A 12,516-nucleotide genomic window follows, 5' to 3' on the forward strand; every position below is an offset into this window, starting at 1 on the left:
CCCGGCGCTCGGTCGGGTCACGCCACGCGGTCGTCCCACGGGATGCGATGGTCGTACATCCACGCGGTGCTGCGGTCGGTCACGAGCAGACGAAAGACGAGCGGCATGAGGAGGTCTTGGAGACGTCGGCCAATGGGCCCGGCGACCTTGGTCTTGCCGCTGCGCGCCCCGGCGGCGACCACCCGCTCCACCCGAGGGCGGCGCACACGCTCGTAAGCCGCGAGCGCAGTGGGCACGTCCGGGGCGTCGCGCAGCGCCTGGGCGAGGACCACCGAGTCCTCCAGCGCGAGCGACGCCCCTTGCCCCGAGCTCGGGGATGGCGCGTGCGCCGCGTCGCCGACGACCACCATGCCGTCGCGGGACCAGGTCGGGACGTGCGGGAGGTCGATGGTGTTGTCCCCCGCGAGTTCGAGCTCCCCGTGCGCGATGAGCTCGCCGGCTGGTCCTGCGTCGTCGCGCAGGAGCTCGTGCAGGTGCTCGTGCCACTGCGTCTCAGTCGTCGCGGCGCGCTCCTGGCGGCTGATCAGCGGGCGCGGGACGTTGACGAACCAGATGACATCGCCGTCCGGGGTGGGGTGCGCACCAAAGAAGGCGCGCGCGCCGAACACGAGGAGCCACGCTTCGGATGGGAGCGTGCGCGCCAGGGGCGTGCCGCGTGTGACGCCGCCGAAGTTCGTGAGGCCGACGTAGCGGCCAGCGGGAGCCTCCGGGTCGATGGCGCTCCGCACGAGCGAGTGCACTCCGTCCGCTCCGATGATGACGTCGGCGCGGACCCGGTCGCCATCGTCGAGGACTGCGGCTCCCGGCTCGACACGGGCGACGCGCGCGCCGAGGCGCACCTCGACACCGCTGCGCTGCGCGCGCGTGGTGAGGGTGGCGGCGAGCCGTGACCGCCGCAGCGTGAGCGCGCCCGTGTCGCGGGCTAGCGTCCCCGCGAGCGAGAGTTGGCCGAGACGGCGCCCGGACGCGCCCTGCATGATGTTGCTCCGCGTGCGGAACCCCTCGCGCTCGACGGCTTCCCGTGAGCCGAGGGTCGCGAGCGCGTCGAGCCCGTTGGGCGCCACGGTCAGGTACGAGCCTTCCCCGGCATCCACCACGGCCCGGCGCTCGAGCACGACGGACTCGATCCCTGCACGGTGCAGCGCGAGGCCGACGGCCGGCCCAGCGACGCCACCTCCCACGACGACTGCCCTCATGGCGCTATCCTTTCCTTACGAAATCCGTATGATTCGATAATCGAAAGGCTAGGCGGATGACTGGGTCACGTCAAGAGGCGACGACTGCGGTCGGGGACGCCCTCCAGCGTTACCAGCGCAGCGTCCAGGCCTACGACGACGCCGCGGGCCGACGCCTCGGCGTCGGCCCGACCGACCTGCGCTGCCTCGACTGGCTGGTCGACGAGCCGAGGACCGCGGGCCAGCTCGCCTCCGCGACCGGTCTGCGGCCCGCCGCGACGACAGCACTCATCGACCGGCTCGAGCGCAAAGGGCTGGTCGAGCGCGTGCGGTCGGCAACAGACCGCCGGCACGTCCTCGTGCAGATGACCGACGCGGGGCGGGCTGCGACATGGGAGGTCTACCGCCCGCTCGTCGACGAGGGCGCTGCCCTGCTCGACCGGCTCACCGTCGACGACCTAGAACGGGTGAGTGGACTGCTCGACGACTTGCGCGAGCTCACCGATCGCCTCCGCGCGCGCCTCGAGACCCGCTGACCGCACCGTCGTTCGCGGCGGGCGCCGGCCCGCTGGTCACCGGGCCGACCCTGGCACTGGCCATGAGCATGGCCGGCCGTACCGCCGACCTCGACGAGCTCGACGGACCAGGCGTCCCCACGCTGCGGCGGCGGCTCAAGGCGGGCGTCCGCGCGTGACCCGTCCGGGCGGCCCACCCGCCGCCTGGTGATCCGCGCCATCAGGGCGCGAGTGCCACCCCTCGCTCCCGCAGGATCTTGATTGCCCGCGGGCCCACCCCGTGAAGGGCGAGGAGCTCCTGCTCGCTGGCCCCTTCGAGGTCGGCAAGCGAGCGGTACCCGGCCGCCTCGAAGGCCCGGGTTGCTGGACGGCCGAGATTCGTCGGCAACGGTGCGGCCGGGTCGGACATGCGGCCCATCATTCGCAGCGAATCGGCCGCATCGCAAGACCACCACCCCACCCCGAAGCCGCCGCAGGCTCCGTGCTGCTGGCCCTCGGGCTCGCCCTCATGGACGTCTCACGGCGGTGGGCCAACCGGCGCGGGTGACCTGGGCGGTGCTGTGCGCCCGCACGACCTGAGGCCTCGCTGAGGCGTTCGAAGGCGCCTGCACGACGATCACCATGACCGCCCATCGAGGACCGCCAGCCTGCTGGCGGTCCTCGATGGGTTCTGCACGTCGATCCAGCCCTGAGGCGACGCCCGCCTGCCCCACACGAGATGGGCTGCCGGCACGTCCGGTGGGCCAGGCGGTCGGCGAGACTCAGCCGGGCTCGACGCCCTGGGTGAGCCACGCCATCGCCTTGGCCTCCCAGCTCGGGTCGGTGCCGTCGAAGTAGCGCTCGTATGCGATGACGCCCGTCTCCTTGGACATACGGGTGAGGTTCAGCTTCAGGACGGCGCTCGAGAGGACCACGGCTGAGCGGTTCATGCCCTGCTCCTGGAGCCAACGCTGCGCATCCGCGACGATCGGCACGGTGTCCGGATCCTGGATCTTCTGCTCGCGCGCGTCGATCATTTGGCCGAAAGGCCGCGGCGTCGGGGGAAGCACGCGCTTGAGCTCGGTGAACCAGGCGCGGGCCTCGGCAGGGGGGAACGGGGCGATGAACGTCCCGTGGTACCCGTACGACGTCGGCTTCACGATGTAAGGCATCTTCGACTCCTTCGTGGATGGCGGCCGGGGGCGCCGCCGTTCACCTCCATTCGTCCGCCCGGGATCGATCTTGATGGGACCAATGGCCGCCCACCGCGCGCGGAACCGGCCCGCGTGCTGGTCGATGCCAGGAGTCGGGGAGATCTGCGTTGCCGTCGGCGACCCGTCAGCCGGTCACGCCTCGCTCCATCGCCGCCAAGAGGTTGAGCTCGACGTCGGCTGCGACCAGGTCGTAGCCGGTCTCGGCCGGCCCCCGGACCAGTGCACGCCGACCCGGATGCCGTCCCGTCCTAAGCCGGGCAACCAACGCGAGCGAAACTCTGTCAGCGGGAGCTCGACGGCCGTGAAGCGGGTCGTTCTGCAGGACGTTCAGGTCTTCCGATGATGGCAGTTCCTGCGCCGGCCTCCGGACCGGACCGCCCGTCGAGGCCGGGCGCGCTGGACGTCGTGCGGCTGCTCGACCAGCTCGCCTCGTCCTGATCGCCCGCGGGTGCCGAACCCGCCCCCCGCGCCTACGGTGAAACGACGGACTGCCGTTCGGAACTGACGAATCGGCTGCGGGGGCGATCATGAGGGTTCTCGTCTTCGGCGGGGATGGGTTCTGTGGGTGGCCCAGCGCGCTGCACCTTTCCAGGGCTGGGCACGAGGTGACGATCGTCGACAACCTCGTCCGGCGGCGCATGGACGAGGAGCTGGGGGTCCAGTCGTTGACCCCGATCAGGCCGATCGAGGAGCGTCTGGTCGCCTGGCACGACGCGACCGGGGCCCAGATCGGATACGAGAACATCGACGTGGCGCACGAGTACGACCCTGTGCTCGCGCTGCTGGACCGGTTCCGACCCGACTGCATCGTCCATTTCGCCGAGCAGCGCTCGGCGCCGTACTCGATGAAGGACAGCGCCCACAAGCGGTACACGGTCGACAACAACATCAACGGGACCCACAACCTCCTCGCCGGCCTCGTCGAGGCGGACTTGGACGCGCACCTGATCCACCTCGGGACCACCGGCGTGTACGGCTACGAGACCGTGCCGATCGACATGCCTGAGGGATACCTCGAGGTGAGCTACCCCGACCGGACCGGGGCCACGGTGACGCGCGAGATCCTGTACCCCTCCAGGCCCGGCAGCGTCTACCACACGACGAAGTCGATGGACCAGCTGCTGTTCCAGTTCTACGCCGAGTACGACAGGGTCCGCGTGACAGACCTGCACCAGGGCATCGTCTGGGGCACCCAGACGGACGACACCCGGCTGGACGACCGGCTGGTCAACCGTTTCGACTACGACGGCGACTTCGGGACGGTGCTCAACCGGTTCCTCATGCAGGCGGCGATCGGCTACCCGCTCACGGTGCACGGCACCGGCGGGCAGACGCGCGCCTTCATCAACATCGCGGATTCCGTCCGTTGCGTCCGCCTCGCCGTCGAGTCCGGGGACCAGGTCAGGGGGCGGGTGCGGATCATGAACCAGCTCGCTGAGACGCTGCGCGTCGCCGACCTCGCGAGCATCATCGCGTCGATGTTCGGGGGCTCGGTCGTCCACGTCTCCAACCCCCGCAGGGAGGCGGCCGAGAACGAGCTCGTCATGCACAACGACAACCTGCGGGCTCTCGGTCTCGACCCGATCCTCGTCGGCGAGGGGCTCATGCGGGAGTCGGCCGAGGTCGCTCTGCGCTATGCCGACCGCTGTGACCGGTCGAAGATCCCCGCGGTCTCCTACTGGAACCGTGAGCGGCGGGCGGCGGCGGATGAGGAGGAGGCGGCGGCGGCGGAGGACACCTCGTGAGCGAGCGGCGGGCGTGGTGGCCGCGGGGCGCCGTCGTGTTCCTCGCGCTCGTGCTCCTCGCGGTCGTCGGCGTCGCCGTCCTGCGGCCAGGCTGGTTGCGGGGCGACAGGGAGGCAGTTCCCGCTGACCTGTCGTTCCGCACGAGCCTGCTCGACATCGGGGAGGAGAGCGGGATCCGGCTCAGCGACGACACCTCGGCCACCCAGACCTTCACGGTCCCGGTGCCCCTCGACTCCCCGCTCGGCGACCCGGTTCTCACCCTCCGCGGGACCACGCAGGTCGCCGAGTCCAGCACGGTGTTCTTGCGTGTGCTGGCCGACGGCGAGCCGGTGTACGTCGACGAGCTCCGTGCCGGGGACCACGCACTCAAGGCCGACATCAACCTGCCCGAGTCGGCCGTCGAGGATGGCGCCGTCCGGGTCCAGGTCCGGCTCACCGGCAGCCTCGACCAGCAGCGGTGCAACATCACCACTGATCTGGGCGCCTTGGTGGAGCTCGACGCGACGGGCACGGGGGTTCAGGGGAATCTCGACGAGCGGTTGCACACCGTGCGAGACGTGGTGGCGGCTCTGGACCACGAGGTGGCCCTCGTCCTGTCGCCCGAGGCCGACTCTCAGGAGTGGTTCGAGAGCGCTGCGCGACTCGGCGCGTTCCTCACCCAGCAGGGTCACGCCGTCTCGTACGCCGCGGCGGTCCCGGACGAGGACAGCAGCGCCACGCCGGTCCTCCTCGGCCCTCCTGACGCCCTCGCCGACCTCGACTGGGACGCGGACGCGGACGACGGTGCGGTGCGGGTGGGAGACCGTGGTGCGCAGAGCCTGCTCGGGGTGGTCGACCCGACAGCGGATGTCGTGCCGCTGTTCCTCACCACGCCTGCCGTGACGATCGCTGACTCCAGGGCGGCGGACCCGAGGATCGAGCAGATCGAGCGTGCAGGGGGCAGCACGGTGAGCCTCGAGACGCTCGGTGTCGACACGTCGGTGCAGCAGATCACGGACCGCCGGAGCTGGCGCGTGCCGTACTCGCTGGCCGACCTGCCGGGAGGGACCGTGCCGACGTCGGTGCAGCTCTCGATGGTGGTGCCAGCGACCAGCGATGACGCGCGATGGCTCCTGCAGGTACGCCTCGACGACGAGCTGGTGGACAGCGTGTCGCTGCCAGGCACTGGCCGGCAGACAGTCGCGGTCGAGCTGCCTGTCGGCGCCCAGCCGGTCCGCAACGAGCTCGTCGTGACGCTCGTGCGCGACCGGGACCTCGGCGGGTGCAACGTCCGCCAGACCTCCTACGACGTCCAACTGCTGGGAGACTCGGCACTGACGCTCGGTGGCTCCGGCGCGGGCTTCACCGCCGTGCCCGCGCAGTACTCCGAGGGGTTCGACGTCATCCTGCCCAGTTCCGTCCTCGACGACCCCGTCCTGGCGCTGGGAGGGCTCGTGCCGACGCTTGCGGAGTTCAGCGGCTGGCGGCAGGACGCCGGATTCGCCTGGGACGGCGCCGCCGGCACTCGACCGTTCCTGCTCTTCGGAGCGCCGCCGCCCGAGGTCTCCCCGCTGGTCACCCTGGCAGACGGCAGGATCACCTCGGCCGGCGTCGACCTCTCCTCCTTCGAGGACGGGATCGTGCTGCAGTGCGTGAGTGCGGGCGGCACGCCCGGGATGGTGCTCACCGCTGTCGGTGAGCCCGGTGACGTCGTCCCGGACTACAGCAGCGAGCGAGCCCGGCTGGTCCCGGCAGACGGCGGCGGGTTCGCCGTCAGCGCAGCCGGCCAGGTGGTGAACCCCGACCAGGCACGGGCGGAGAACGGGGGGTGAGAGCGTCAGGCCCGGCCCCGGGTCCGTCGGAGCCGGTCGACGCGCGGCTCGAAGATCTCGACGAGCTCGACGCCCCCGACGCGGTCGTCGAGCACTATCGCTCGGTCGACAGCGCGCCGATCGAGTACAGCGTGGACCGCCCCCCGCGAGCGGTGAACGGGTTCCTCGTGTACTTCGTGGCGCTCAGCGTGCTGGTGCTGCTGGTCATCACGGTGCTCGTCAGCCTCGGGCACGTGGGGCGGAACCGGGACCTGGTCCTCTTCGCGCGCCCGGGAGACCGTGCGGCGATCCCGGTCCGGGTGTTCATCCTCATCTTCTTCGTCGCCTTCAGCCTGAGCCTGGCCACCAACCTGTGGCGCCGCCTGCTCGTCCTCGTCCAACTGTGCGGCGGCCTGCTGCTGCTCGCGCTGGCGGTGGACCTGGCGACGGTGCTGGTCAACCTGGTTCCCGGGATCACCATCCCAGTGGCGGCACAGCAGGTGGCGGCGGCCATCCTCGGCCTGGGCCTCTTCCCCGTGGTGGTCCTGCGCAATGCCCTGCTGCCCGATCCTGGTCCCATCCCGCAGCGGCGGGGCCGGATCGCGCCCAGCGCCTGGGTCCGGCTCCTGGTCGCGCTGACCCTCGCCGTGGTGCTCGCCGACGTGATCGCACAACGGTTCGAGGTCGGGGTGACGCGACTGCGCGACCTGGCCCTGCTCGGCGGGGTGGGCCCCGGGGTGTTCCTGGTCCAGCAGCTGCTCGTGCTGATCGCGGGCGCGATCGGCGTCGTCCTGGTCGCCCGGTCGCGGCGGACGGAGTTCTCACCCGCGGTCGGGGTGCTCATCCCCGCGCACAATGAGGCACACGGCATCGCGGAGACCATCGCCGCCCTCGACCGCGCAGCCGGGGTGTATGCCGGCTCGGTCCACCTCTACGTGGTCGACAACGTCTCGATCGACCACACGGCGCGGATCGCCCAGAGAGCGATCGCCCGCACGACCCACCTGACCGCGACCATGCTCAGCTGCGACACGCCAGGCAAGGCGAAGGCGCTCAACTACGGCCTCCTCCGGATCACCGAGCCCTTCGTCGTCCGGATCGACGCCGACGTCGTGATCGGGGAGGACTGCCTCGCGCTCGCGATGCGGCACTTCACCGACGCGCGCGTCGGCGCCGTGGGCGGCGTGCCGCTGCCGGCTCACGAGAAGACGTTCTTCGACCGGGCGCGGCTCGTCGAGGTGCTCGTGCGGCACGCCTTCTTCCAGGTCGCGCGGATGGGGTACGACGGGATCGTGGGGGTGCCCGGCATGCTCACCGCTTTCCGCCGCTCTGCCCTCGACGAGGCCGGCCCCATCCAGCAGGGGATGAACGGCGAGGACACCGACGTGGGCATGCGGTTGAACGCGATGGGATACCGCTCCATCGTCGAGCCACGTGCCCGCTACTCCACCGAGGTGCCGCGCACCTGGGCCCACATGCGGGAGCAGCGGACCCGGTGGTTCCGCAGCACGTACCACGTGGCGGGCCACAACCGGCGCGAGCTGCTGCGGACCAGGTCGATGGCGGGCGCCGTGGTGCTGCCGTTCGGGCTGTTGAACGCGGCCCGACGCGCGATGCTCCTGCCTATCCTCCTCTTCGCAGTCCTCGTACTCGGCGCCTTCCCGCGGACCTTCGCGGGTCTGCGCTGGCAGCCGGTCGTGGCCATGGGAATCGGGCTGCCGGCGCTGGTCGCCATCGTGGTGTGCCTCCTGCTGCGTCAGCCCAAGGCGTTGCTCTACATCCCCGAGTACCTGGTGTTCCGACTGATCCGCGGGTACTTCACGCTCGCGGCGGTGCTGAGCCTGCGGTTCCCGCCGCTGGCGGCCCCGGGCCGGCGAGAGGCCCCTGCGCCAGCCGGTGAGGCGCCACCTCGGGGTCCCGGCGCCCCCCGCCAAGGCCCACCAGACGACAGGGCGCCTCCACCTACAGGCGGGTGAGATCCCCCGGACGCACGGCCGGCCCGTCGGCGATGCGCTGGAACAGGATGTGGTCTTGCCAGCGCCCGTTGATCTGCAGGTACTTCGGTGCGACGCCGTACCGCTGGAACCCGTTCTTGGCGAGCACCCGTTGCGACGCGAGGTTGGCGAGCAGCGTCTCGGCCTGAAGCCGGTGCAGCCCTCACTCACCGAAGGCGCGCTGGACGACCTCGGCGACCGCCCGTGTCGCGAGTCCACGGCCGTTCGCCCTCTCGCTCACCCAGTAGCCCAGCGCGGCGGACTGGAATGCGCCGCGTGTGATGCCGTTGAGGTTGATCCGCCCAGCGATCGCGCCGCCCTCCTCGAGAATCACGAGCGGAAGCATGGCGCCTCGGGAATGGGCCTCGATGCCCTGCGCCGCGATCTCGCGCTGCGTGTCGACGAGGAAGTAGTCGTCGCCGCGCGTCGGGTCCCACGGCGCGAGGAACTCGCGGTTCTCCCGCAGCAGCACCGTGATCTCCTCGGCGTCCTCGACGGACAGGAGACGCGTCGCGACGTGCACAGGGCAGCTCCGCTCAGGTCGGGAGTGGGACGTGGCAGGACGCGAGCCGCGGACGGCGGAGGCGAGCCCGGCGGCCACCAGCAGCCCTGCTCACCGGGCACCGGTCACCGCTCGGCGGCGCCGAGAGTACCAACGCGACGAGGCCCGCCCCCGATGGTCGTCACGCAGAACGTCCCAGGCGTCAGCACGCCGCTCACGGCGAGTTGACGACCAGGATCCCGAGGAGCGCGACGACGGCGACCGCCGCCGACGCGAGCGTCCAGGCCGACCCGCGGCGCACGTCGAAGCCCAGCGCTGGGAGCGCCGCGATCGGGATCGCGACGAACACTCCCGCCAGCACCCAGAACACCACCGAGCTGGTGGGATCGGGCGCGGGTCCCGCCGCGAACTGGCTGCCGGACAGCGACGCCATGACGGCGAGCACTGCCGCGACCGACCAGCTCCCGAGCGCGCACACGACGGTCAGTGCCCATCGGGGGCGGCGCGGCCCAGTGCCGAGACCGCTCATGACGCCCTTGGCGTGTGCAGGGTGACCGCTCCTGAGGTCCGGACCCGACCAGCCGAGACCGTGCCGGTCAGGTCTGTCGTGCCATCGATCTGCACGGTACCGGGCGTGACGAGCTCGACCTTCACGAGTCGATCCACAGTGGTCGGCCCGACGAGGTGGACCGAGGAGCCGGCCCCCGCCACCGAGATCACGCGGAGGCGATGGGGCTTCCCGTCCGACGCCGTCACCACCAGGCCGTTGGTCGAGCTGAAGGAGTCGACGACCAGGGTCAGGTCACCCCGCAGGTCGACCTTCACGCCTTGCAGCGACACGGTTGAGCACGTGGATGCCACCGCGCGCGCGTCCACGTAGGTGTCTTTACCGACCTGCACGTTCGAGGTGCCGACCGACCACGAGGCCAGCGCACAGCCCGGGTTCGCGGAGAACGCCGACGACCAGGCCGGCGCGTTCGCCTGCGTCGCGATCGCCTTCAACCACGCTCCCCAGCTGACGGAGGTCGCCCCGGCAGGTGCGCCGACGTCCGCCGCGCCGGCGGTCGGCGTCGGCGGAGACGGCAGGTCGGTCGCAGCCGTGAAGACGTCGCCGCCGATCGCACCGGATGCGCGCAGCTGCGCGACGGTCTTGCCGTCGCTCACGACGAGGTTGCCGCGGGTGGCGACGTGCCCGCCGACCTTGACAGTCGACTGGAGGGTGATCTGCCCGCCGGCCCACACGGAGCCGCCCACCTGGGGGGTCGAGTCCGCACGAACGGTTCCCCCGGCCCACACGGTTCCGTCGATGCGGCACCGGTTGGTGAGGTAGACGTTGCCCGTCGCGGTGACGTTCCCGCCGATGTGGACGTCGCTATTGCAGGAGAAGTCACCGTTGACCAGCAGGTCAGCTCCACTGCCGTCCAGGTTGAGGGCGTTCGTCGCGGTGAACGAGGAGCCCGAGTACATGGCCACCGAGCTCGGGTCGGTGGCCACCGTGAAGGGCGCACTCGCGAAGCCACGCTCGCCGTCGTCGTCGGTCGCGACCAGCGCCACCTCGTAGCTGCCGGGCGCGAACTGGCGGGTGACCGTCGGGCCGGTGGCGGTGGTCCCGTCGCCGAAGTCCCACAGGTAGTCGCTGACGGTCCCGTCCGAGTCGGTCGAGCCGGATGCGTCGAAGGTCACCGTGGAACCGGAGCGCTTGACGGCGATGGCTGCCGTCGGGGGCTGGTTCACCGGGGTCTCGTCGAGTGCGTGGACCGTGAGCGGCTCACCGTCCGCGGCGACGTCGGCGCCGTAGTACTCGACGGTCCACTCGCCCGGCTCAGGGTTGGGGATCGAGAAGTACTCCCACGTCGGACCGTTGCCGTGCTCGGCGCCGAGCGGGTCGTCCCGGGTGTAGCGCTCACCCGACGGCGAGATCAGCGTCGTCACGATGTCGCTGCCCGGCCAGGAGGTGTTCAGCGTGAACGCCGAACCGTGGATCGTGTACGTGCCCGTGACGGTCTCACCCTGGTGGACGGTGTACGACGGGCGGACGATTCGGTCCAGCCGGTCGCCGATCCGCAGCGCCATGTACAGGTGTCCGAGGCTGTTCGGGTGGAATGACGAGTTCTTGTCCGTGACCGCCACTCCCTTGATCGCGGGCACGTCCGTGCACTCCTCATGACCCTCCAGGACGTCGGACATGTCGACGCTCTCGAAGCCTGCCTTCAGCGCGGTCCGCGTGATCACGTTGTTCGACCGGACGATGTTGCTGTTGATCCATTCCTGGTCGGAGACCCGGATCCACTCGCAGCCGTTCCACCCGTCGTGCCCCCGCTCCGGGAAGAACTTCGGGTAGTTGACCACGATCACGCGCGCGTACGGCGCCCGGTGACGGATGTCGCGGTAGAGACCGTAGAGCTCGTCCTGGATGGTGCCGTCGATCAGGCTCTGGACCTTCTCCTCGACCTGGTCACCCTGGTTGTGCTCGCACGAGCGGAACCAGTCCCAGGGCTTCCAGCCGCCGCCAGAACTGATGACGCAGTCGCCGATCACGGGTCCGAAGTCGAGGTCGTTACCCACGATGCCGACGGTCACGAGCCGGGTTTTCGAGTTGAGCGCGGTGAGCTGGGACTCTTCGCCGTTCATGCCGTTGATCAGGGACGAGATCGTGGCGCCCGAGCAGGCGCGGAAGTCGAGCGTCAGATCGACCTGGCCGATGTCCGTCATTACCCGCGGGTACGCGTTCGCAGACCGGCGGCAGCCGTTGCCACTGCCCTCGTCGGTTCCGGGCAGGTAGTCCTCGGCCGCCTGGCCGGACTGGAAGCTGTCCCCAAGTGCGACGTAGGTGTCGGCGACGCCGCCCGACGGGCCGGGCGTGGGAAAGCTGACGTTGTCGATCGCGAATCCTGCGGGCTCGTCGCTGATGGACTCGACCCGGAACCTGGCGATCCCGACCTGGTTGATCGTGGTGTGCACGATGCCGCCGGCGGCGAGGTCGACCGACAGGAGCAGAGAGCCGTCGGCGCCGTACACGTTCACGGCGGTCGAGTGCGGCGTGTCGATGTAGCCGACGTCCAGGCTCAGGGTGTCGACGGTGCGGGCGGCGCCGTTCGGACTGACAAAGATGCCCTCGATCGCGCCCTGGAACATCGGCGTCCCCGACAGCACGGGGCTGGTGGGGTTGGAACCGTCATCCGTGATGAACGGGGAATCGCCGCCGAACCGGATCCCGCGCTGGACGTACTGCGTCGTGATCGACGAGCCATTGGCGAACTCAGAGAAGGTGATCGTCTCGGTGCTGGCCGTGACCGCGGCGCGGGCCAGCGGTTGCGGCGCGAGACCCGCCGTGATCTCGCTCTCGGCGTCGGGCGCGTTCGCTCGGGAGGTCGACGGAGGGCTCACGTCGGCGGCGGTGGCGGTGGTCACCCCCACTCCCAACAACGCGATCGCTGTCAGGACGGTACAAAGTCGGACGCGAGCCAGTGAACGCACAGTCTCTCCCCTGAGAGCGGGCGGTGTGGCGGACAGGAATGTCCGCCAACTCGGGGAGCGTATGGGCCCCCCGCCCAGATCCGTGGGGGTTCGGGGTTTTGCACCCCATTCGGAGCAGCGGTCAG

At 70.6% G+C, this 12,516-nt stretch carries 11 protein-coding genes; 4 read left to right on the plus strand and 7 right to left on the minus strand.

Going from position 1 to position 12,516, the window contains the following annotated elements:
• Positions 1–17: 17 nt before the first annotated feature.
• Positions 18–1,196: an FAD-dependent monooxygenase gene (locus tag NP064_RS11375; protein WP_227569542.1), complete on the minus strand. Its 1,179-nt coding sequence runs from the start codon at positions 1,194–1,196 to the stop codon at positions 18–20.
• A 56-nt stretch (positions 1,197–1,252) separates the two neighbouring features.
• On the opposite strand from NP064_RS11375, the gene NP064_RS11380 reads away from it, so the two are divergent.
• Entirely contained in the window at positions 1,253–1,711 is a 459-nt protein-coding gene (locus NP064_RS11380) for a MarR family winged helix-turn-helix transcriptional regulator (RefSeq protein ID WP_227569541.1), read from the plus strand.
• 199 nt (positions 1,712–1,910) lie between these two features.
• On the opposite strand, the gene NP064_RS11385 is transcribed toward NP064_RS11380, so the two are convergent.
• Complete coding sequence (locus NP064_RS11385) at positions 1,911–2,099, minus strand: helix-hairpin-helix domain-containing protein (RefSeq protein WP_227569540.1); 189 nt, start codon at positions 2,097–2,099, stop codon at positions 1,911–1,913.
• A gap of 352 nt (positions 2,100–2,451) precedes the next feature.
• On the minus strand, positions 2,452–2,841 hold the full coding sequence (locus NP064_RS11390; RefSeq protein ID WP_227569539.1) for a hypothetical protein: 390 nt from the start codon (positions 2,839–2,841) through the stop codon (positions 2,452–2,454).
• Positions 2,842–3,410: 569 nt separating this feature from the next.
• Between NP064_RS11390 and NP064_RS11395 the strand changes: the two genes are divergently transcribed.
• The 3 genes from NP064_RS11395 to NP064_RS11405 are packed head-to-tail and all read left to right on the plus strand — an operon-like array spanning position 3,411 to position 8,394.
• Positions 3,411–4,628 carry an NAD-dependent epimerase/dehydratase family protein gene (locus NP064_RS11395; RefSeq protein WP_227569538.1) on the plus strand — a complete coding sequence of 406 codons (1,218 nt, stop codon included), beginning with the start codon at positions 3,411–3,413 and terminating at the stop codon, positions 4,626–4,628.
• Positions 4,625–6,439 (plus strand): hypothetical protein, encoded by a 1,815-nt coding sequence (locus NP064_RS11400; protein ID WP_227569537.1) that lies wholly within the window; start codon positions 4,625–4,627, stop codon positions 6,437–6,439. The genes NP064_RS11395 and NP064_RS11400 overlap by 4 nt, the downstream gene beginning before the upstream one ends.
• Positions 6,436–8,394, plus strand: coding sequence for a glycosyltransferase family 2 protein (locus tag NP064_RS11405; protein WP_227569536.1), 1,959 nt, complete (start codon positions 6,436–6,438; stop codon positions 8,392–8,394). The genes NP064_RS11400 and NP064_RS11405 overlap by 4 nt, the downstream gene beginning before the upstream one ends.
• Here NP064_RS11405 and NP064_RS11410 read toward each other — a convergent pair.
• From NP064_RS11410 to NP064_RS11425, 4 genes are all read right to left on the minus strand, one after another.
• On the minus strand, positions 8,381–8,521 hold the full coding sequence (locus NP064_RS11410) for a hypothetical protein (RefSeq protein WP_227569535.1): 141 nt from the start codon (positions 8,519–8,521) through the stop codon (positions 8,381–8,383). The genes NP064_RS11405 and NP064_RS11410 overlap by 14 nt on opposite strands.
• A gap of 54 nt (positions 8,522–8,575) precedes the next feature.
• A complete protein-coding gene (locus NP064_RS11415; protein WP_227569534.1) occupies positions 8,576–8,935 on the minus strand; it encodes a GNAT family N-acetyltransferase in 360 nt (119 codons plus the stop codon).
• Between the two features lie 193 nt (positions 8,936–9,128).
• A complete protein-coding gene (locus NP064_RS11420) occupies positions 9,129–9,443 on the minus strand; it encodes a hypothetical protein (RefSeq protein WP_227569533.1) in 315 nt (104 codons plus the stop codon).
• Complete coding sequence (locus tag NP064_RS11425; protein WP_227569532.1) at positions 9,440–12,325, minus strand: PKD domain-containing protein; 2,886 nt, start codon at positions 12,323–12,325, stop codon at positions 9,440–9,442. Before NP064_RS11425 ends, NP064_RS11420 begins: the two co-directional genes overlap by 4 nt.
• Positions 12,326–12,516: the final 191 nt, after the last annotated feature.

The sequence above is a fragment of the Cellulomonas chengniuliangii genome, from assembly GCF_024508335.1.
GTDB lineage: Bacteria > Actinomycetota > Actinomycetes > Actinomycetales > Cellulomonadaceae > Cellulomonas_A > Cellulomonas_A chengniuliangii.